The following is a 21,473-nucleotide window of genomic DNA, read 5'->3' on the forward strand; positions in this document are numbered from 1 at the left end:
TGTCGGCCTCGACGAAGTATTATTACCGAGTCAGGTCCAAAAACAGCGCGGGGGTATCGGATTGGTCCAATATGGCAGATGCTAGCACGCAATCGCCGCCCGTGACCGTTCCCAAAGCGGCCACAGGTCTGACAGCGACGGCAGTGAGCAGTAGTCAAATCGACTTGAAATGGACTGACAATTCAGACAATGAAACGGGTTTTGACCTTGAGCGCAGCACTGACGGCAGTAATTTTAGTGGCTTGACATCCTTAGGCGCAGGTGTAGTTATGTTTCAAAATACGGGTTTGTCGGCCTCGACGAAGTATTATTACCGAGTCAGGTCCAAAAACAGCGCGGGGGTATCGGATTGGTCCAATATGGCAGATGCTAGCACGCAATCGCCGCCCGTGACCGTTCCCAAAGCGGCCACAGGTTTGACGGCAACGGCGGTGAGCAGTAGTCAAATCGATTTGAAATGGACTGACAATTCAGACAATGAAACGGGTTTTGACCTTGAGCGCAGCATTGACGGCAGTAATTTTAGTGGATTGAGTTCCTTAGGCGCAGGTGTAGTTATGTTTCAAAATACGGGTTTATCGGCTTCGACGAAGTATTATTACCGAGTCAGGTCCAAAAACAGCGCGGGGGTATCGGATTGGTCCAATATGGCAGATGCTAGTACGCAAGCCCCACCCGTGACCGTTCCCAAAGCGGCCACAGGTTTGACGGCAACGGCGGTGAGCAGTAGTCAAATCGACTTGAAATGGACTGACAATTCCGACAATGAAACGGGCTTTGACCTTGAGCGCAGCACTGACGGTATTAACTTTAGTGGCTTGACATCCTTAGGCGCAGGTGTAGTTACGTTTCAAAATACGGGTTTGTCGGCCTCGACGAAGTATTATTACCGAGTCAGGTCCAAAAACAGTGCTGGTGTTTCGGATTGGTCCAATATGGCCGATGCTAGCACGCAAGCCCCACCCGTGACCGTTCCCAAAGCGGCCACAGGTCTGACAGCGACGGCAGTGAGCAGTAGTCAAATCGACTTGAAATGGACTGACAATTCCGACAATGAAACGGGCTTTGACCTTGAGCGCAGCACTGACGGTATTAACTTTAGTGGCTTGACATCCTTAGGCGCAGGTGTAGTTACGTTTCAAAATACGGGTTTGTCGGCCTCGACGAAGTATTATTACCGAGTCAGGTCCAAAAACAGTGCTGGTGTTTCGGATTGGTCCAATATGGCCGATGCTAGCACGCAAGCCCCACCCGTGACCGTTCCCAAAGCGGCCACAGGTTTGACGGCAACGGCAGTGAGCAGTAGTCAAATCGACTTGAAATGGACTGACAATTCCGACAATGAAACGGGCTTTGACCTTGAGCGCAGCACTGACGGTATTAATTTTAGTGGCTTGACATCCTTAGGTGCAGGTGTAGTTATGTTTCAAAATACGGGTTTGTCGGCCTCGACGAAGTATTATTACCGAGTCAGGTCCAAAAACAGTGCGGGGGTATCGGATTGGTCCAATATGGCAGATGCTAGTACGCAAGCTCCGCCCGTGACCGTTCTCGCTGCTCCAACTAATTTGAGATTAAAATCAACAATCACAGTTAACCAAATTGGTTTGGAGTGGAATGATAATGCCGTTGATGAAACAGGATATGAACTGGTCAGATCACAAGACGGCGTCAATTGGAACATAGTTAAAAGTGATATTGTCCCTAATACAACCGAATATGTTGATAAACCTGTTCGGTCGGGTCAGAAGTATTACTATAAAGTGCGGGCTGTTAGAAATACTTTATTTTCGAACTATTCTAACGTTCTTGAAACAGTGGCTCCTTTGATAAGTAGTATATCCGTACCAATGAAAAGTGTGGTGAGAGCATATCCTAATCCTTGCGTAGATTATATAACCATAGAGGGACTAAAAGGCCTCATTGTATCAGTAGAGATAGTTGGGATGGTTGGGAATCAAGTAAAAGAATGGATTTCTCCAAATAAATTATCTTTTGATATCTCAGATTTGCCTTCAGGAATATACTTGATGAGAATAAAGGACGAATTTGCCTCAGCATCTATTAAAATTTATAAACAATAAGCTTTATGAAACGAATTGCAATTTTAAACCTGTTGATTATTGTTGTTTTGGGAGGATGTAGAAAAGGCAATGTACGACCAGACGAAGAAATTTTTAGAGGTATCTTTAAAGCGGAACAAGTTAAAGAAGGGAGTACGATTGTGTATACATTGGGGGCTACAAATAATATTATACCTGGATATTCAAGATTTCGTTTGGAGTTTTTGCCTAACGCTAAATCAGTCCGAATTACAGAATATACCGGGGAAACATTCGAAGGAAAATGGAATTATTCGGCTTCCAATTCACTGCTTACATTAAATCAACTAAATCCTGCGCCTTATGCAGGTAATTTTGTTTTTAAAGTGGAAGAAATGAAAATTGGAAGATTGATTTTGCTGAATACAGCTCCTAATCCGAAAACAGGGGAGACCATAAATAGATATGTTTTAATTCCTGAATAAATAAGAATATTAGAGAATTACCCCCTCCGCCAATTGTCCAAGACAATCGCCGTGGCGATGCCTACGTTGAGCGACTCAGCACCTCCGAAGCGTGGAATGGTGATTTTGTGGGTAATGTACTTTTCTACTTGTGGGCTAATACCATTCGATTCATTGCCCATGACGATGTAGCCTGTTTGCCCAAAAGTGGTTTTGTAAATAGTCTCCCCCTCCAAAAAAGTACCGTAAATCTTAGATTCGGTACTTTTTATATTTTCAAGATAATCTTCTAGTTCTGTATAATAGCCTCTCACGCGCGTGAATGAGCCTTTGCTTGCGGCAATCACCTTGGGGTTGTACCAGTCGGTAGTAGTGATTGAGCAGACGATTTTGGTAATACCATACCAATCGGCAATACGGATGATGGTGCCAAGATTGCCCGGATCGCGAATGTCGTCCAAAATGAGCACATATTCGCTGGTATCAGCATACAAAAAATCATTGGGTTTCGTTTTTACAACGGCAATGGCGGTGTCGTTGGATTGGAGGCTACCCGCCTTGGCAAGCTCGTCGGCGGTTGCGATTTCCAGCCTAAAAGGTTGTTTCTCTAATTTTTGGGTGTTTTCTTTGTAAAATTTGTCAGTAACAAATATTGTTTCTATTTGAAAATCAGCGTCTAAGAGTTCTAGCACACTTTTGCCTCCTTCTACCAAAAAATGACCATATTCTTGGCGATATTTTTTTTGTTGAAGTGAGTTTAGATATTTCGATTGATTTTTAGATAGCATTGGGACAAAACAATAATTTTCAAAAGTAATAGTGAATGAGCAATAGCGTCATTGAAGGTATCACAAAAAAAGTAAGCCACTGGCAGTGGCAGGGGGCGTTGCCTTCAATTCACAAAGATACTTATCAAGATGAAAAAGCGTGCGTATTGGCTTCAATAGCTTCTTGCCAAAAAGCATGGATATGGATATTCTTCTTGATTTTTTTGGGAGGATGTGTTCCTAAAAGTAACTTAAAAAAAGGAGAGTATTTGCTTGGTAATCAGATTTTTAGAGGAAATTCTTCCGTAAAGACAACGGCTTTAGAAACGCTCTTGCCCGAACGCTCCAACAAAAAGTTTTTGGGGATTCCGGGTGCTACGTTATCTCTTTGGATTTATCAAGGATTGGAGAAAAGATACGACCGTGAGACGCAGCGCAAACGACTAGATTCGCTTACGAGATATTACGAAACGCAGTTTGAGTTGTATGCCAATGAGCCGAGTAAACTTTCGAAACTACGTCGAAGATATACGCGTATTTCCAACAAATATGCTGCTCGAATAGAAGGTGGAAACTGGTGGATGCGAACATTTGGAGAGCCTCCCGTTTATTTTTCTGAAAAAAACGCCCAGCTTAATGCCACCAAAATCAAGGGATATTTGGTCAACGAAGGTTATCGTGACGCCTCAGTAAGCTACGTGACTGATACTATTTTGGGACGCATCAAAACTACTTATGTGGTGCAAGAAGGCTTGCCTCATGTACTCCGCAATGTAGATATTTTGACCCACACTGATACTGATATTGATAGCCTCCTGAAAAATACGCGGATTAGCTCGTTTCTCAAATCAGGCCGTAATTTTAGATATAGTGACGTAGTCAGTGAAGTAGAGCGTATTGAGATTTTGATGCGCAACAATGGCTATTTTGGATTTGACCGTAACTACTTACGTCCATTACAAAATAGCTTAGGGAAGAGAAAAGGCGGTTTTATAGTGGATACGAGCGTAGTGGATTCCTCCTACAGGGGCAGAGCGCATTTGGTAGATATCAAAGGATTACAAGTAAATTATCCCCGAAATCAAGACAATCATACGCGGTATCATTTCCAAAATGTAGGGGTGAGAATAGAGGGGTTGCCAGGGGATGCTCCTTCCAATAATCGTGATACTTTGTCTTATCGAGGTATATCGTATTCTTTTCCCCAAAACCGTTTTTATTCGCCGCGAGTTATTGATAGTAAGGTATTCATTCGACCGGCGGCCTTGTACCGAAAGCAAGACTGGGATGAAACCTCCCGGCAGCTTAGTTTATTGGATCAATTCCGGTTTGTAAATATCGAAACCGATACCATTGCAGGACAAATCCGCACTTTGATTCGGATGTTTCCTTTTGACAAATATCAAGTGACGGGTGAAGGAGGTGTCAATGTGGTTCAAAATCTACCCGGCCCTTTTTTGAATGGCACGTTTAGGGTACGAAACATTTTTGGTAGCCTCGAAAACTTTGAGGTAACCTTACGGGGCGCTTTGGATGCCAATTTTGGTTTGAGCAACAACAATGCCCAATTGGTTCGTACCTTCGAAACTGGGGTAAACACGGCTTTGATTTTTCCTCGTATTTTATTTCCGGGGAAATTGGCTACTGCGCTCAATCGACGCACTCCCCGCACCATTGTCAGTTTGGGTTATAACTACACCAACCGTGACTTTTTGGGGTCCGATCCTGATTTTATTCGGAGCGGGTTTCAAGCAAGTTTGCGTTACAATTGGAAACGTAGTGAATTTGAATATTTTAGCTTTACGGCAGTTGATTTTAGCATACTCCAAAGTCGTCAAAGTAGGAGCTTTGCCCAACAGCTCGATTCATTGTATTTACAAGCCGGAAACCCCCTGAAGTTTAGTTTCGAGCCAGCGGTTATTTCAAGTATAAGTTTGTCGTATGTCTTCAACAACAATCTGATTGGGCAAAATCGTAAAGCTCATTATTTACGGTTGTTTGCCGAATCTGGCGGTACTTCCCTGAATTTACTAAAGCAGCAACGACTTCCGCTCGGTTTGCAAGGATTTGAATTGTATAAGTTTTTGAAAGGCCATGCCGAATATCGTAGCTATCGCCCGTTAGGTCCTAAGAGTACATTGGTGGCAAGAGTCAATACTGGATTGATTTATAACTATAATACTAGACGGGTAGCTCCTTACGAAAAATCCCTAACAGGTGGTGGGAGTAATAGTTTAAGAGCTTGGTTGCCAAGGCGTTTGGGGCTGGGGACAGCTTACCCAAATGTTGATTTACAGACGGGTAGCCCTATTTTTAGGGACGATGAACTACCTACACTTCGCCCTGGAGTGACCCAATATGGTGCTTACGAATACCGTTTTGAGCAGTTAGGAGATGTTTTGATGGAAGCCAATTTGGAGCTAAGAGGACATTTGTTTCGTTTTGTAGGAGATATCAATTATGCGGTTTTTTTGGATGTAGGAAATGTATGGAGGCTACGCCTCGACAATACCACCACTCCTAGCCAAAACATTTTGAATGGAGTCTTTAACTTCAATCGGTTTTACAAAGAATTTGCGGTAGGTACAGGATTTGGTCTTCGCTACGACATGTCGTATTTTATATTTCGCCTCGATTTAGGGATAAAAGTATACGACCCGAGTCGTCGGTTTACAATCAAAGAACAAAATGGAGAAACAACAGTTATCGACGAACGATACCTATTACCCAAGTTTTCTTTTCGTCGCTCTAGTCCCAATTATCCTGTTCTCAACATTGGAATTGGATATCCATTTTGAGGCTACCATTCGCTGCTACCGGCTGCAAAAAGCAGAGTAGCTTTGGCTTTTTCATATTTGGATTTCATGGACTCTAGTTTGACCTTCAGTTCGTTGAGTTTGGTTTCTCTTTGGTTTACCAAAAACAATTGACTTTCACCAATGCTAAAGCGCTGCTCTTCGGCACGTAAGACTTGGGTTTGACGCACAATAGCCAACTGCTGCTCTCTTATCTGAAGCTCAAGGTTTTTGACTTCATTGTAAGAGGTCTGAATTTCGTTGTTGATTTCTCGTCTTAGTTGTTGTAATTCGAGATTGTTTTGAAGTTGCTTAATTTGGACAGTTTGCAATTTTCCTCTCTCTTTTCGAAAAAGAAGTGGCATCGAAAAGTCTACATTGAGCTTGTAAAATGGGGGAAAAGGACCCGTTTTAGGGATTTCGAGTCCTGTCATGTAGCGGTGCATATAATTGAGAGACGATAGCCCAATATCAAGTTTTGGCTTGAGCATTTCGCGTCCCAAACGCTCATCTACTCGTAATTGCTGCCCTTTTAAATCCAGTTTTTGGATATCGGGATGTTTTTGTCGGGCTTGTTCAAGTAAGCTTGACAATACCTCTGGCGTGACAAGTTGGGCGGGAGCAACTTGAGGGGTGGCATTGGTAGGCAATTCACGAGGAGTGCCATCAGCATCCCAAAGATAATTAGATAAAATCAAGCGGGCATTTTGGAAATCGACAGTGGCTTGCTCAAGCATGACACGCCGGTCCAAAAGCGTAACTTGTGCGTCTGAGGTATCTATGGCTGGTAGGTCCCCTTGCGCTACTCTTTTCAGAACCAAGTCAAAACGCTGCTCAGCTAAGTTATAAAAGTCTTTAAGCAATAAATAATTTTGGTACGCAAAATACCAATTCCAATAATCTTTGGCAGCTGATAAAACCAGTTTGTTGACCATTTTGACACGTTCTGCTTCAGCAATGTTTTGGAAAATACGAGCGTTTTGTAGCGTAGCACGCCTTTCGTCAATCGAAAAACGCTGCAAGACTGACATCGTAACACCTACATAACTAAGGCCGTCAATCGGAGTACGAATGTCGGTTCCTAGTACATCTCCTACGTTTCGTTCAAATCCCGCTTTGACATCCATATTTGCCCAGTAAACAGGCACTTTGAGCTGATTGTCCCAGAAATTAAAATAGGCTTTATTGTCAAAAAATTTACGGTCAAAATTTACATCTAGTTTGGGGTCAAAGCCACCTCTAGCCATCAACAATTCGGCTTTTGCTTGGTCAGAAAGGGTATTGGCTTGTTTGAATATAGGGTGATGGCGGCTTACCAAGTCATAAAAGTCTTGGTAAGAAAAAACCTTGGCCGTATCAGATTGACTAAACCCTTGCTGAACAAAAAAAAGGCATATAAAAACGATATATTTCATAACTTTTAGAATGAAATAAAAGACGGGGAAATACCTTCTTTGGCCATTGCCCTGTCTTTAGTGAGCAATCCATACCCTGGATACTGTTAGTTTGATGGATGGCAATTCCCAACAGTCTATTGATTGTTATTTTTTACTATCTTTAGTTTCTTCTTCTTGAGGAAGGATGCCGTTGAGATAATCAGGCGGGAAGCCATTCAACTGACGCCATATTTCCCACCAAATAGGTACATCTTTGAGCATCACAAACCCATTAACCCCCGACCCAATCCGCAATTGTTCGGGCCATTTTTCATTTTCATTGCCTCGGTGGTCTGGTTTGATAAGTAAACGATATTCGCCGTTTTTACTATTTACACGGTCGATGATGGCAACCGTACCACCAAAAGTACCTACGGCAGTGCCAGGCCAACCTGAAAACTGCAAAGCAGGCCAACCGTCAAACTCTAATCGGACGTGACGGCCCGGTGCAATGAGCGACAAGTCCATTGCTTTTACGTAAAGTTCGACCGCCAAATCAGGGGTTTGAGGTTGGAGCGTTACAATTGACTCTCCTTCTTTGATAGTTTCGCCAATCCCCGCTTTGAGAGATTTTACAATGTAGCCGCTTTGTGGTGCCCTAACTACGTATTGATCACGCCGGATTCGGATATTTTCGTATTTGTTTTGGAGCTTTGATAGCTCAGATTCGCCCTCTGCCAAACTCGACAGCGCCGAGCTACGGTCAGACAGTGCCTTGGCGATTTCTTTTTGATAATCAGCCTGTACAGAGCTAAGTTCGATACGGGCATTGATGAGTTCATTACGTGATATGCCCAGCTTTTGATTTTGGGAAATCACTTTGGCTTGGTCTTCTTGAAATTTGACTCGACGAGATTCCAAATCTACCAGCGAGATAGTACCGTCTTTGTACATTACTTCGCCACGGTCAAGTCGTTCTTTCGTAATTTCGAGGCCACGATTGAGGGCTACAAAATCTGCGCTATCAATTCTTACTTTTTGTTGGGCTTGAATAAGCTTGTTTCGGGTTTTCTCTAAACTAAATTGAAGCGCTTGTCGGAGTGCCGCAATCTGATTGTCTGAGGCTTCAATTTTGGCTTTGTACGCCTTTATTCCGTCCATTTTGGCTTGGATTTGTTCTTGGGTACGTAGCAAGACTTGGGGATCAAAATATTCATCCTTGATTTCAGATATAATAAGAAGCGTATCTCCTTCCTTTACAAAATCTCCTTCGCGCACATTCCAATGGCGGATTTGACCCGCTACGGCATTTTGGACATTTTGGGGGCGGTCTTGTGGGGTAAGAGCCGTGACGTAGCCTTTCCCTTGGATATTTTGCTGCCAAGGCAAAAACATTACTAGCAGCAGTGCGCCTACGATGCCAAGTATCCAGCGATATACCACGCGGGCAGTTTTGTGGGAGTGGAGGGTGTGTAAAGAGTTCACTTCTTCTTCTATGGCTTTCACATTGACTCTTTGTTTTGATAAGTTAAGCATAAGTAAATGTGCAAATTTGAAAATGTGCGAATTTGAAAATTGTTAAGGGTCTTATTGTACCTAAACTCGTCTAATAAAAAAGGGATGTTCTATGATTTTGAGAAATATTTTTTGTGTCTTTAGTGACCAAAAACATAGAGCCATGTACGGTTAGTTTTCGAGCTTAGCCACTTCTTTTAATACTGTTTTGTAGGGACCGTTCGCAATGATTGTACCTTCTTCCATGACAATTACCCGATCGCAAGCACCCATAAAAGCGGGGTCGTTTGACAATACTACCAACGTCCAAGGATTTTCGGGGGCTGTCAGAAGGTCGATGATACGGAGGCGCTCGTTGCGTTCGATGTCGCGTAAGGCATCCGTATAAAACATAAGTTTAGGTTTGATAAGTAGACATCGCGCCAAGGCAATTTTGGTAACAAAACTAAGCGAAAACCTCTTGCCTCCCGAAATTATAGGAGTGCTGAGCCCTTCGGGTAGATTGGCAATTTCGTCGGTTAAGTTTACGTTTTCGAGCGCAGCTTGTACGTCTTGGAGGGTGATGCCACTGCGTCCCATGGTTAGATTTTCGAGTATGGTACCGTCAAAAATTTCTTGGTTAGGAAAATTCATGCTGATATAAGAACGCAGTGAAGGCATGTCTAAATCGCGCAATGAGATACCATTGTAAATAATACTACCGTCGTAGGTGGTCAGGCCACCCGATAAAACTTTGAGGAGCGTATGTTTGCCGGAGCCATTCTGCCCTGTTAAGCAGACTCGCTCGCCTTCTTTAAGATCTATGTTGATGTTCTTAAAAGCTGCTTTGGTACTTTCGGTATAGTAATAAGTCAAATCTCGTGTTTTTAGGGATAAACCTTTACTATTTGAGTCAGGAGTAAATTTATAACCACTCTCTTTTTCAAGCGGTAAATCACTTACGTACCCTAATTTGTCGACAGAAGTAAGCAGATCAAATACTACATCAATGCTCAAAAAAAGCTTTTCGACAGCACCCGTCAACAACACAATGACGATTTCGGAAGCCACAAACTGACCAAGAGAGATTTGACGATTGACCAACAAATAGGTTCCTAAGATCAGCAACCCTCCAATCACCAATGCTTTGAAAAACAGGGCATAGTAATAGAATCCCTCTAAAATACGAAAGTGTTTGGTGCGGTAAGTAAGATAATTGCTCACCAGTCCATCCATACGTTGGATAGGAAGATTAGTAGTGCCTGCTGTTTTGAAAGAAAACAAAGCACTCGCCATGCCTTCGAGCCAAGCTACCACCCGGTATTTGTATTTAGATTCTTTGATGCTAGTTTCTAACCCTTTTTTACCATTGATACGCACAATAGCCAAGAAAAAAGCAAAAATGATAAAGGTAAATGCAATAAAGAAAGGGTGATAAAAAGACAGCAACAACAACCCAAATATGATTTGTAGTAGTGCTGCACTAAGCTCAATCAAAAATTTAGGGAGTGATTTTTGAACCGTCAATACATCAAAAAAACGGTTCATAAGCTCGGTGGGGTTGTCGTGGTGGAGTCCTTCATATTTGAGGCGAGGCACGCGGTAGGTAAACTCAAAAGCCGCTTTCGCAAAAATCCGTTGCTGTAGTGTTTCAACGAGCGAAATTTGGATAATCTGCATCACTCCGCTTCCCACCAATCCCACTACTACTAAGCCCATCAATACATAGACCGAACTAAACACCGACCCACTCGAAACTAAGCTAAAAATGGCTTGTACCCCAAGTGGTAAAACTAAGCTGATAAGCCCTACCACAACGGCATAAAAGTAGATATAACCAATGTCTTTGCGCTCATTGCGTAGGAGGCGTACCAGACGTTGAACAGGCGTAAGAGGTTCTTTCTCTGCTTGATGAAGGGTGGTGTCTTCACTTACAAGGGGCTGCATCGGAAAGGCCGTTACATACAATACCTGCCCATTGATAGACTCATCTGCTTGATTTTCAAATAAAAGCGGCTGTTTTACCTCCATGTTTTCTTTGGTAAGAACAGGCGACCACTCGATTTTTTTTTCTTTGAAATTCCGCCCCACTATCATGGGCGTAAGCCCCTGCGAATTACACTCAAAGTACAAAATAGGATGAGGAGAGGCATTGATAAAGTCTTTGAATTGTTCTTTGGGGATATTGTTGACTACGATAGTGAGGTCATGTAGTTTCGCTGATTTACTCAAATCTTCAATAAATAGATGAATATCAGAAGTCTTGTAATCAGTGGAGTGTTCGAGTAAGGATGCTTTATTTTTGCTCGCTACCATGGGTTGTCCAGTAGCAAAGGCAAGTTGTTCTACAATCTGTAAAATGTATTGAGAATTCATTGATAATTGTGATTTAAGGGGTACCTTACCTCTATACGTTTTATGATAACAGGTTTAAGCTTTAATTGTTTATTAAACATACGTTTGATTGGCATGACATGTGTGTACTATACCTATAATTATATGTTTGTTAAAGCCAATAATAAGCGATAATATAGCCTACAGTATGCAATATAGGTTTGTAATTATAGCGGGTTTATCGTTTCACGGGTGCATTCACAATGTTATTTTTAAGTTTAATATTCATAAAAATGACGTTACCAACTAGTTTGTTGACTATTTGCATCAACATAAAAAGCTTTTCTGACTTATATTTGTTCCGAGTTTTTTTGATTCTAATCGGATTCTAATTTGATATAAGAAACAGATTATAAACAGTTTTTTGATAAAAGTAAGTTGAATGAAAACTATAAATCTTAAGTTTGGTGGAAAAGTAATATTTTTTAATCGTATTATACAGATTGTTTTCTTTATAGCACTATGTAAAGGATGCACCCCCAAGTGTGATAATTGTAATAATGCAATCGACGGCAAAACGTTTTTTCCCTTAGAAGTGGGAAGATATATAGAATATGATGTTTATGAAGAAGAGTTTAATTTGGGTCGGCCTAAATCTACTCAGCAATACCAAATAAAAGAACTAATCGCCGAAAAATACCAAGACCCAAGCGGCCGCGAAGCATACCGCATCGAACGCTATCGTAGAGGAGTAGAAGGACAGCGTTGGCAGCCCGATTCCACTATCACGGTCAGACTGCTAGCTGACCAGGCGATTCGCAACGAAAATGGGAATGAGTACGTAAAGATGGTATTTCCGCCAACTGAAAAACTGGTTTGGAATGGTAATATTTACAATAGCGTTGGAGAAGATAATTATGAGCTGAAGAATGTTGGAAAAGATTTTAAAGTAGGTCAACAGTCGTTTGCACAAACTGCTACAGTAATTCAGCAAAATGATTCTACGCTGGTCAACCAAGACAAACGCTTAGAAGTATATGCCGTTGGAGTGGGGCTTGTGTATCGTGAACGTATCAATTTGCAGTTTTGCTCTTCGTCGGCTGCTTGTGTCGGAAAAGCCCAAATTGACTTTGGTAATCGTCAGTATATCAAATATAAAAATGCCGGAAAAGAATAAGTAGGTTGTTAATTAAATAATTTGGTAATTTGAAAATGGAGTAAGTGGTTAACAATCAGAAAAAATTTTTAAATTACCTTTCAAACATTGTAATGAGTAGCTAGTTATATATTTCAATACCAAAATGAATGAAAGCTAAAGAGAAATTAGGAAAAAGTATGAGGTTAGGGGTATTATTAGTTTTGGTATGGGTGGGGGGATTTGAGGTATACGCTCAAAACGCAAAATATTTGGTATTGTTAAAAGATAAAAATAGCTCACCTTTTTCGATTGACAAACCGAGTGATTTTTTGAGTACACGTGCTATTGAGCGGCGTACAAGGCAAGGTATTAAGTTGACCTCCAGAGATTTACCCGTAAATCCTACCTATATTGCCCAAATCCGTCAAACCGGAGCCAAAGTTTGGTATAGTTCGCGCTGGCTCAATGCCGTACTGATAGAGGCTACCACTACACAACTAGCAAGTGTTAGGAATTTATCTTTTGTAAGAGGTTTGGAATTTAACCGTGCTCTTGCCAATGCACGTGTATCCGCCGAAAGTCAGCTACAAGCTCCCCAACGGAAGTTTGGGACGGAGGCGTTAAGTTATGGCGCTTCCCAAAATCAAATTCAGATGCTGGGTGTCGATAAAATGCACGACCAAAATTATAATGGCGCGGGTATGTTGATCGGAATTTTTGACGGAGGTTTTCGCAATTCAAATACAAACCCCGCCCTTAAGAATATTTTTGATGAGAAAAGGGTTGTCAGCACTTATGATTTTGTAAAAAATGAAACCAGTGTCTATGAAGATGATTCTCACGGACACAATGTGTTTACAATCATGGCTGGTTTTCAGGAAGGAGGTTTGATAGGCCCTGCCTACGGTGCTTCATATGTGTTGCTTCGCACTGAAGATGCTGCTACTGAAACCCGTCTCGAAGAAGCCAACTGGCTCTTTGCCGCCGAATACGCCGATAGTTTAGGCGTGGATATAATCAATACTTCCTTAGGTTATAGTTGGGGTTTTGACAATCCCGCAGACGATTATCTATACTCCCAAATGGACGGCAAAACCGCGCTTATCACCCGAGCGGCCAATTGGGCCGCAGCCACCGGAATGCTAGTGGTGGTAGCTGCAGGCAACGACGGAGATGCTCCTTGGAAGTATATTTCTGCTCCGGCAGATGCTGATTCGGTGTTGGCGATTGGTGCGGTTAGCAGTCAAAAAGTCATTACTGCTTTTAGCTCATGGGGACCTACCGCCGACGGGCGCGTAAAGCCCGATGTCTGCGCCCAAGGACAACTTACGGTGTATTCAAGTTTTTCTGGTACCATCACCGCTGGCAATGGTACTTCTTATTCTTCCCCTTTGGTAGCTGGACTAGTGGCAGCTTTTTGGCAATCACAGCCCGCTCTTACAGCAGTTCAGGTGATTGATTGTATCAGACGAGCGGGAGATCGGTATTCGTCACCTTCTCCTCGGTATGGGTATGGCATTCCTACATTTGAGGCAGCTACCAATGTAGCTCGCAGCCGATACCCTATTATGAGTGCGGGAGGCGAGGGTTATTTTCAACCCCAGGCCTATATATATCCTAATCCCATAGGGGTTTCGTCGACCTTGACCGTGTATTGGGGGCAAGAGTTTAAGAACAAAAAAGTAGAGATTCAATTGGTGGATGTATCAGGTAAGGTTTTTCTTCGTCAAGCTTTTCACGCAATTGAGGCTGAAACCAAATTGTCATTGCCTGGATTGCCTTCGGGGAGCTATTTCCTAAAAATGAACGATAACCAGCGAGAAAGGGTTTTGAAAGTAATAAAGTGATACAGAAACTTTTTACTCATCATCGAAATGAAACCTTATCTCAAAATAGACGTCGTGTCGGATGTGGTATGTCCTTGGTGCTACATTGGAAAGCGTCGCTTAGAAAAAGCTGTGGAGCAATTGAAAGACAAATACACTTTTGATATTCAATATTTGCCTTTTCAACTTGCCCCCGAAACTCCCGTAGAAGGAGAAAGCAACAAGGAAAAATTGGTGGCAAAATTTGGCAGTGAGGAGCGGTATTATCAGCTTTTACGTCAAGTATCAGGAGTTGCCGCTGGCGAAGGATTAAACTTTGATTTGGAAAATCAACAAGTCGCTCCCAACACCCATCGCTTGCACCGAGTTGTATTGTTTGCTCAGCAGCAGGGGAAACAGTTGGAGCTAGTAGAAGCACTGTTTAAGGCATATTTTGAAGACAGCGTTAATCTTGCTGACGACCAAGAAGTAATCCGCCTTGCCGAAAGCGTGGGTTTATTAGCCGTAGATGTGCAGGCGATATTGCAATCTGATGCTGGAACTGCCGAAATAGATCAGCTTTTATACCAAAATCGTCTCATGGGAATCAGCGGAGTGCCGTATTATATCATCAATGATAAGTACGCTATTTCGGGAGCACAGCCTACCGATTTGTTTTTGGAGGCGTTGCCAGAAATTGCTGCCAAAGCCCCTATGCAAGCCCCTGCCCAAGGAGAAGCTTGCGATGTGGAAACGGGTATTTGTTAAGTTTTATTTTTGAAAAATGTGCTTTTGGTTTTACATCTCCAAAAGCACATTTTATTATGAATGTTCTTCTAAAACAAGGGAGGAAATAAAGCCAGAAGGTTGTAATATTGCGCCCAAAATTTAAACCCCCGACACTGGTGAAAAAAATTCTTATCCTTAATGGTCCCAATCTCAATCTATTGGGTAAACGTGAACCTACTATTTACGGTAGCCAAACATTCGAAGACTATTTCCAAACGCTCCAAAGCGTTTTTCCTGAGGTAGAACTTCATTATTTTCAGTCCAATCATGAGGGCGCGATGATTGATAAAATCCACGAAGTAGGTTTTAGTTTTGACGGTATCGTCCTCAATGCTGGCGCGTATACACATACCTCGGTAGCGATTGCCGATGCACTCTCGGCAGTAACTACCCCTGCCGTAGAAGTGCATATTTCCAACGTACACGCTCGTGAGTCTTTTCGCCACCATAGTTTTTTGAGTAGTCGTGTCAAAGGAGTGATTGTAGGGTTGGGGTTAAAAGGCTACGAGCTAGCCGTTCGTTATTTTTTATAGTCGTTTATTTTTGATTTGTAAAGCCATGATTACCTTTTACCCCGGCCCCTCCAAAATCTACCCCCAAGTAGAGGGTTATTTGCAAGATGCTTTTCAAACGGGTATTTTGAGCATGAATCACCGCAGTGAAGGATTTATGGAAGTACTGCGCGAAACGATACGCCTGTTGCACCTAAAGCTCAATATCCCTGTCGATTACTCGATTTATTTGGTTTCATCGGCTACGGAGGCATGGGAAATCATCGCGCAGTCGCTTACTTCTCATCATAGTGCACATCATTATAATGGGGCATTTGGTAAGAAATGGTTTAGCTACGCTACCCATATCGTTCCGCAAACATCGGGTTCATTGTTTGCTATTGAGCATACATTACCCTATCATTTGTTTGAGTATGAGAAAGATGACGCAAGGGTCGATTTCAACCGTCAGAGACTTGCAGAGTATGAAGTACTGTGCCTTACGCACAGTGAGACTTCCAACGGTACCCAAATCCGAATGGAAGATTTGCGTCAAATTCGTGAACTAACGCCCGCTTTGGTGGCCATTGATGCAACATCGTCGTTGGGGGGATCCCATTTTGATTGGCAATTGGGAGATGTGTGGTTTGCTTCCGTGCAAAAATGCCTCGGTCTACCACCGGGTTTGGGGATAATGGTATGCTCGCCCAAAGCCCTTGCCAAAGCCCAAAAAGTAAACGATATTTTGCGTTACAATAGCCTATTGTTTATCCACGAAAACTTCGAAAAATACCAAACGCATTATACGCCTAATACTTTAGGGATTTATCTCTTGATGAGGGTATTGCAGCAATTGCCTCCTATTGCAGAGGTAAGTGTGATCGTTGAGCAGCGAGCGAGAGAGTGGTATTCATTTATTGAAAACGAAACCAAATGGACGCCCTTAGTCCAAAATCCAAATACTCGTTCAGATACTGTAATTGCTATCAAAGGCGACCCTTCCCAAATTCAATGCATCAAAAGCGACGCTAAAAAAGCAGGAATTACACTTGGTAATGGCTATGGAGAATGGAAAAATACAACTTTCAGAATAGCTAATTTCCCTGCTTTAGAAGATTGGGAAATCGAAAAGTTGAAAGATTTTTTGAGAGAAAATTGAAACGCAGGCAGGGTTCAAAACCCTGCCTGCGTTGCGCGGAATGCTGCCAAGGCTGGAGTTTTATTCTTTTTGCTTGATAGTTTCTACCATTTTTGCTGGGAGAAATTGAAATGCGGGCGTGAAACGCAGGCAGGTTCAAAACCCTGCCTGCGTTGCGCGGAGTGCTGCCAAGGTTGGAGGTTTATTCTTTTTGCTTGATAGTTTCTACCATTTTTGCTGGGAGAAATTGAAATGCGGGCATGAAACGCAGGCAGGGTTCGAAACCCTGCCTACGTTGCGCGGAGTGCTGCCAAGGTTGGAAGTTTATTCTTTTTGCTTGATCGCTTCTACTATTTTTGCTGGGAGAAATTGAAATGCGGGCATGAAACACAGGCAGGTTCAAAACCCTGCCTGCGTTGCGCGGAGTGCTGCCAAGGTTGGAGATTTATTCTTTTTGCTTGATAGTTTCTACTATTTTGGCGGTGACAACGGTCTTGCTGGAGTTGCCAAATGAATTTTGGATGTAATTCATCACATCCGCAATCTCTTCATTGTCTAAACCTGGATTGGGCATCATGCCTTCATAGGTCACTCCGTTGACTACAATCTTGCCTTGTTGTCCAAACTTGATGGCTTTTAGGGCCTTTTCGGGAGTTTTGAGAAGATAATCCGATTTGGCAAGGGGTGGAAAAGTTCCCGCTACGCCTTCGCCCGCGCCCATATGGCAAGTCACGCAGTTTTCGGCATAAATATCCTTACCTCGTGCAATGCTTTTGGTCAATTCATCGTCTGGTAAAAAAGCGCTGCAAACTCCTAGCGTGAGAGATAAAAACAAAATGATTTTCATGCAATTGTAATGTTTTGGGGAGGCTATAAAAATAACAATGCGGGTCATGGATGAGATGAACCCGCATTGTTTTACATAAAAATGTTTAGGCCTTAGGGCTAATTTTGACGATTTTACCAGAGTTTTCTAATACCACATAAATATTACCGTCGGGGCCTTGGCGTACATCTCTTACGCGTCCAAGCTTATCAAAAAGGATTTCGCGGCTTACTACTTTGTTGCCTTTCACGACGAGGTGTTGGAGGTACATAAATTTCAACGAACCTACGAGCAAGTCACCATTCCATTCTTTGAATTTGTTGCTCGTTACAAAAGTCATTCCGCAAGGAGCAATAGACGGTTTCCAGTAAACTACCGGCTGCTCCATGCCCGTGCGTGCAGTATCTTTGGAGATGATGCTATTGTCGTAGTCGATACCAAAAGTAATCGACGGCCAACCATAATTTTTGCCAGGCTGAATGATGTTGAGCTCATCTCCACCTTGAGGGCCGTGCTCATGCTCCCATATTACGCCCGTAGTGGGGTGAATGGTCATTCCTTGGGGATTGCGGTGACCATATGTCCAAATTTCAGGACGCGCCCCCGCGGTTTTGACGAAAGGATTGTCGCTTGGGATTTTGCCGTCTTCGTGTAAGCGCACTACTTTTCCTTGGTCTTTGCTCAGGTTTTGGGAGTTTTCTTTTTGGCCGCGCTCACCAAGCGATAAAAACACGTAGCCTTTTTTGTCAAACACAATCCGTCCGCCAAAGTGTACATTGGCTTTTACATTGGGGATAGCCTTAAAAATTACCTGTACGTCTGTAAGAGCATGGTCTTTTAGTTTGGCACGTAGTAAGGCCGTGTTTGCACCACCGTCGTCACCTTCTTCGCCGTCGGCTTTGGGCGAGGCGTAGCTGATGTAAATCCATCCGTTATTTTTGTAATCAGGATGCAGAGCTACGTCGAGCAAACCTCCTTGGCCTTTGTAAAGGATAGAAGGCAAGCCGCTGATTTCTTGCGGGTCAAGTTTGCCATTTTTTACCAAGCGCAATTTGCCCACGCGCTCAGTGACGAGCAAGTCGCCGTTAGGCAAAAACGCAGTAGCCCACGGCATTTCCAACCCTTCTACTACGGTTTCGACTTTGAGGTCTGCTTCGGTGATTTTCTTTGCGGATTTGGTTTCGGTGGGAGTCGATGTAGAATGGCTCATTAGCGCCATCGACCCCGTTAGCAGTAGGCCCCCTGCCAAAACTGGAAGGCTTTTTTTGAAGGAAAAAGTGTTTTTTTTCATAAAAAACGAAAAACAAATGAGTTGTTAGTTTAATAAAAGATAAAAAGGTAGAACATCTCCCTTATTTAACCAATTCTAATTGGTTTAAATGCCCAGTGATAAAATTTATTTCAGTTTCATTGAGTTTGATGTTCATTGCAGCTGCATTTTGTAGGGCCTGTTTGGCATTGCGGGCACCTACGAGCGCGATAGTAATGCCTGGCTGCTCTACTGTCCATCGAAGTACAAGCTGACCCAGCGATACGTTTTTGTCATGGGCTAGGGGAGTGATTTTTTTCAAGAAAGCATTCACCCTATCTAGGTTTATATCCTTAAAAAAGTGCAAGTTGGCACGGTGGTCATCGGGACTAAAAGTATGGCCTGGTTTCATTTTGCCCGTTAACAAACCACGTTCTAAAGGGCTGTATGCCAAAATAGCCTTTTTATTTTCGAGGCAGTAAGATACCGTTTCGGTTTCTATATCTCGTTTGACCATACTATAAGGGACTTGATTTGAAACCAAAGACACGTATTGCTCCGCTTCTTGCATTTGCTGGGCGTTGTAATTACAGACGCCTGCAAACCTTACTTTACCTTGTTCGATGAGCTGCGCCACGGCTTCCATTGATTCGCCAATGGGCGTGGTGCTATCGGGCCAGTGAATTTGGTACAAATCTATGTAATCAGTTCCTAATCTTCTTAAACTATTTTCGCACTCTTGGATGATACTTTCTTTGCTGGCATATTTGTAGATGTCGATTGCTTGGCCGTTGTTGTTTTTGCTGTGCATCGCAAAATCTCCTTTTGCCAAATCCCAACGCATCCCAAATTTGGTTAGAATTTGGACTTTGTCTCGCGGAATATCTTTGATAGCCTCTCCCACGATTTCTTCACTGGTGCCTTGTCCATAAATAGGAGCGGTGTCGATTGAGGTGACGCCTACATCGTGTGATTGGCGGATGGCGTCTACGGCGTCTTTACGCTCGGTGCCGCCCCACATCCAGCCACCTGCTGCCCAAGCTCCAAAGGTGACGATCGATAATTTAAGTGTTTCTTCTGTTTTTTGTGATGAAAGGGTAATGTTTCGGTATCGCATAAATGATATTGATTGATGACTAGCGTAATTACGGAGGTATTCCTACATAATTACTACTAATAAGGTATGATTATTTTTATTAACCCTTTGGGATGCAATTGAGTTTACAAGTGCATACAAAAAGTTGCTTTTTTAAGCAAAAACCCAGCATTTGCTGGGTAAAAGGTCAGTTTTATCAATGAAATATTACGAACATTGAGGAAGGTTTTCTGGTACTTTAAAATGACTTAAAGCGTTCGAAACAAGCGCGTTCTAAGGCTTCTTGGTCGTCAGGGTGGGCGATACTGATGAGTGCTTTGGCGCGTTGACGGAGGTTTTTACCAAAGAGATAAGCTACGCCATATTCGGTGATGATATAGTGTGCGTGTGCTCGGGTAGTGACTACGCCAGCGCCTTGTTTGAGATATGGAACAATCCTGGAAATGCCTTTTTGGGTGCGAGAAGGCAGGGCAATGATAGGTTTACCACCTTTGCTCAGCGCTGCTCCTCGCATAAAATCCATTTGCCCCCCCACACCAGAATACTGGTACGTGCCTATCGAATCGGAGCATATTTGGCCCGTAGCATCCACCTCTACGGCACTATTGATGGCAACTACTTTGGGGTTTTGTTTGATAATGTGGGGCTCATTTACAAAATCAATATCCAGAAACGCAAAGGCGGGATTGTCGTTGACGTAGTCGTAGAGGCGTTTGGTACCAAGGGCAAAACCCGTCACTGTTTTGTTGGGATAAATGACTTTATGTTTATTGTTGATAATGTCTTTGTCAAACAAATCAACTAGCCCGTCGCTAAACATTTCAGTATGCACGCCAAGGTCTTTGTGATTATGAAGACATTGCAACACCGCATTAGGAATCGATCCAATTCCCATTTGAAGGGTGCTGCCATCGTCGATAAGTTCGGCTACGTATTGCCCTATTTTTTGGTCAATATCCGAAACCGTACCGCCAAAACTAGCCTCGTGTAAGGCATCTTCGCAATATACCATCGCGTGGAATTTGCTGGCATGAATGATGCCATCACCATGCGTACGAGGTACATTGGGATTGACTTGCGCAATCACAAAACGGGCATTGTCGATAGCAGAGCGGGCGATATCGACCGATAGCCCCAAAGAACAATAACCGTGTTGGTCGGGAGGAGAGACATGTACCAAAGCCACATCAATGGGTAAGATACCTTGACCAAACAACTGAGGGATTTCGCTCAAAAATACCGGTACATAGTCGGCGCGACCTTCATTGACGGCTTTGCGAATGCTCTGTGATACAAACAGCGAGTTGACATGAAAATGCCCTTCGTACTCAGGTTTATCCACAAAAATATCGCCATAAACCGTAATCGAGACAATCTCTACATCGCGTAGACGCGGGGCTTCTTGGGCGAGATGTTTCAATAGAAAAGTGGGCGTTTGGGCGCTTCCTTGTACAAAAACGCGTTGACCTGATTCAACGCAAGAGAGGGCTTCTTGGGGAGAAATATAACTAATTTTTGGACGCATGGTGCGAGAATATTGATAAGACGCAATGCTAAAAGTTAGGGGCAAAGCAAAAAATGACAACCGTCATAATGCAGTTTCAATATAGCTAGAAAACATAAACTTGGCAAGTTTTAATTCTACGCAGTCACTCATTTTTTCCAGTTT

The 21,473-nt window shown here is 42.9% G+C and carries 16 protein-coding genes; 8 read left to right on the forward strand and 8 right to left on the reverse strand.

Features of this window, described 5'->3' with window-relative positions:
* Both P1X15_RS13220 and P1X15_RS13225 read left to right on the forward strand, forming a co-directional pair.
* Positions 1-2,084 (forward strand): fibronectin type III domain-containing protein (locus tag P1X15_RS13220; protein ID WP_277338603.1); only part of this gene is annotated, 2,084 nt, incomplete at its 5' end.
* Positions 2,085-2,089: 5 nt separating this feature from the next.
* Positions 2,090-2,527: a hypothetical protein gene (locus tag P1X15_RS13225; RefSeq protein ID WP_277338604.1), complete on the forward strand. Its 438-nt coding sequence runs from the start codon at positions 2,090-2,092 to the stop codon at positions 2,525-2,527.
* A gap of 17 nt (positions 2,528-2,544) precedes the next feature.
* Here P1X15_RS13225 and P1X15_RS13230 read toward each other — a convergent pair whose 3' ends face one another.
* Positions 2,545-3,294, reverse strand: a complete 750-nt coding sequence (locus tag P1X15_RS13230) for an RNA methyltransferase (protein ID WP_277338605.1) — start codon at positions 3,292-3,294, stop codon at positions 2,545-2,547.
* Between the two features lie 35 nt (positions 3,295-3,329).
* On the opposite strand from P1X15_RS13230, the gene P1X15_RS13235 reads away from it, so the two are divergent.
* A complete protein-coding gene (locus tag P1X15_RS13235; protein WP_277338606.1) occupies positions 3,330-6,071 on the forward strand; it encodes an outer membrane protein assembly factor in 2,742 nt (913 codons plus the stop codon).
* Between the two features lie 2 nt (positions 6,072-6,073).
* Here the strand turns inward: P1X15_RS13235 and P1X15_RS13240 are convergent, their stop codons facing one another.
* From P1X15_RS13240 to P1X15_RS13250, 3 genes are all read right to left on the reverse strand, one after another.
* Positions 6,074-7,483: a TolC family protein gene (locus P1X15_RS13240; RefSeq protein WP_277338607.1), complete on the reverse strand. Its 1,410-nt coding sequence runs from the start codon at positions 7,481-7,483 to the stop codon at positions 6,074-6,076.
* A gap of 126 nt (positions 7,484-7,609) precedes the next feature.
* Complete coding sequence (locus tag P1X15_RS13245) at positions 7,610-8,980, reverse strand: HlyD family secretion protein (protein WP_277338608.1); 1,371 nt, start codon at positions 8,978-8,980, stop codon at positions 7,610-7,612.
* 150 nt (positions 8,981-9,130) lie between these two features.
* Positions 9,131-11,314, reverse strand: a complete 2,184-nt coding sequence (locus P1X15_RS13250; protein ID WP_277338609.1) for a peptidase domain-containing ABC transporter — start codon at positions 11,312-11,314, stop codon at positions 9,131-9,133.
* Between the two features lie 400 nt (positions 11,315-11,714).
* Here P1X15_RS13250 and P1X15_RS13255 point away from each other — a divergent pair, with 400 nt between their 5' ends.
* From P1X15_RS13255 to P1X15_RS13275, 5 genes are all read left to right on the forward strand, one after another.
* The gene (locus P1X15_RS13255; protein WP_277338610.1) at positions 11,715-12,449 is read left to right on the forward strand and encodes a hypothetical protein; all 735 of its coding nucleotides are present in this window, start codon (positions 11,715-11,717) and stop codon (positions 12,447-12,449) included.
* Positions 12,450-12,577: 128 nt separating this feature from the next.
* A complete protein-coding gene (locus P1X15_RS13260; protein WP_277338611.1) occupies positions 12,578-14,257 on the forward strand; it encodes a S8 family serine peptidase in 1,680 nt (559 codons plus the stop codon).
* Positions 14,258-14,284: 27 nt separating this feature from the next.
* A complete protein-coding gene (locus tag P1X15_RS13265) occupies positions 14,285-14,983 on the forward strand; it encodes a DsbA family oxidoreductase (RefSeq protein WP_277338612.1) in 699 nt (232 codons plus the stop codon).
* A 137-nt stretch (positions 14,984-15,120) separates the two neighbouring features.
* A complete protein-coding gene (gene aroQ / locus P1X15_RS13270; RefSeq protein WP_277338613.1) occupies positions 15,121-15,537 on the forward strand; it encodes a type II 3-dehydroquinate dehydratase in 417 nt (138 codons plus the stop codon).
* Between the two features lie 25 nt (positions 15,538-15,562).
* The gene (locus P1X15_RS13275) at positions 15,563-16,654 is read left to right on the forward strand and encodes an aminotransferase class V-fold PLP-dependent enzyme (protein ID WP_277338614.1); all 1,092 of its coding nucleotides are present in this window, start codon (positions 15,563-15,565) and stop codon (positions 16,652-16,654) included.
* 424 nt (positions 16,655-17,078) lie between these two features.
* Here P1X15_RS13275 and P1X15_RS13280 read toward each other — a convergent pair whose 3' ends face one another.
* The 4 genes from P1X15_RS13280 to P1X15_RS13295 form a co-directional block, all read right to left on the reverse strand.
* Positions 17,079-17,480 (reverse strand): cytochrome c, encoded by a 402-nt coding sequence (locus P1X15_RS13280; protein ID WP_277338615.1) that lies wholly within the window; start codon positions 17,478-17,480, stop codon positions 17,079-17,081.
* An 85-nt stretch (positions 17,481-17,565) separates the two neighbouring features.
* A complete protein-coding gene (locus P1X15_RS13285; protein ID WP_277338616.1) occupies positions 17,566-18,750 on the reverse strand; it encodes a PQQ-dependent sugar dehydrogenase in 1,185 nt (394 codons plus the stop codon).
* A gap of 61 nt (positions 18,751-18,811) precedes the next feature.
* Positions 18,812-19,825 (reverse strand): aldo/keto reductase, encoded by a 1,014-nt coding sequence (locus P1X15_RS13290; protein WP_277338617.1) that lies wholly within the window; start codon positions 19,823-19,825, stop codon positions 18,812-18,814.
* A gap of 217 nt (positions 19,826-20,042) precedes the next feature.
* Positions 20,043-21,329: an acetyl-CoA hydrolase/transferase family protein gene (locus P1X15_RS13295; protein WP_277338618.1), complete on the reverse strand. Its 1,287-nt coding sequence runs from the start codon at positions 21,327-21,329 to the stop codon at positions 20,043-20,045.
* Between the last annotated feature and the right edge of the window lie 144 nt (positions 21,330-21,473).

It is taken from the genome of Runella sp. MFBS21 (assembly GCF_029433105.1).
Lineage (GTDB): Bacteria > Bacteroidota > Bacteroidia > Cytophagales > Spirosomataceae > Runella.

Excerpts from the sequence above, each read along its gene's own strand:
- P1X15_RS13260 (WP_277338611.1), top strand. The coding sequence starts at position 12,578 with ATGAAAGCTAAAGAGAAATTAGGAAAAAGTATGAGGTTAGGGGTATTA.
- P1X15_RS13285 (WP_277338616.1), bottom strand. The coding sequence starts at position 18,750 with ATGAAAAAAAACACTTTTTCCTTCAAAAAAAGCCTTCCAGTTTTGGCA.
- P1X15_RS13240 (WP_277338607.1), bottom strand. The coding sequence starts at position 7,483 with ATGAAATATATCGTTTTTATATGCCTTTTTTTTGTTCAGCAAGGGTTT.
- P1X15_RS13255 (WP_277338610.1), top strand. The coding sequence starts at position 11,715 with ATGAAAACTATAAATCTTAAGTTTGGTGGAAAAGTAATATTTTTTAAT.
- P1X15_RS13275 (WP_277338614.1), top strand. The coding sequence starts at position 15,563 with ATGATTACCTTTTACCCCGGCCCCTCCAAAATCTACCCCCAAGTAGAG.
- P1X15_RS13290 (WP_277338617.1), bottom strand. The coding sequence starts at position 19,825 with ATGCGATACCGAAACATTACCCTTTCATCACAAAAAACAGAAGAAACA.
- P1X15_RS13280 (WP_277338615.1), bottom strand. The coding sequence starts at position 17,480 with ATGAAAATCATTTTGTTTTTATCTCTCACGCTAGGAGTTTGCAGCGCT.
- P1X15_RS13250 (WP_277338609.1), bottom strand. The coding sequence starts at position 11,314 with ATGAATTCTCAATACATTTTACAGATTGTAGAACAACTTGCCTTTGCT.
- P1X15_RS13295 (WP_277338618.1), bottom strand. The coding sequence starts at position 21,329 with ATGCGTCCAAAAATTAGTTATATTTCTCCCCAAGAAGCCCTCTCTTGC.
- P1X15_RS13230 (WP_277338605.1), bottom strand. The coding sequence starts at position 3,294 with ATGCTATCTAAAAATCAATCGAAATATCTAAACTCACTTCAACAAAAA.
- P1X15_RS13225 (WP_277338604.1), top strand. The coding sequence starts at position 2,090 with ATGAAACGAATTGCAATTTTAAACCTGTTGATTATTGTTGTTTTGGGA.
- P1X15_RS13265 (WP_277338612.1), top strand. The coding sequence starts at position 14,285 with ATGAAACCTTATCTCAAAATAGACGTCGTGTCGGATGTGGTATGTCCT.
- P1X15_RS13245 (WP_277338608.1), bottom strand. The coding sequence starts at position 8,980 with ATGCTTAACTTATCAAAACAAAGAGTCAATGTGAAAGCCATAGAAGAA.
- P1X15_RS13235 (WP_277338606.1), top strand. The coding sequence starts at position 3,330 with ATGAGCAATAGCGTCATTGAAGGTATCACAAAAAAAGTAAGCCACTGG.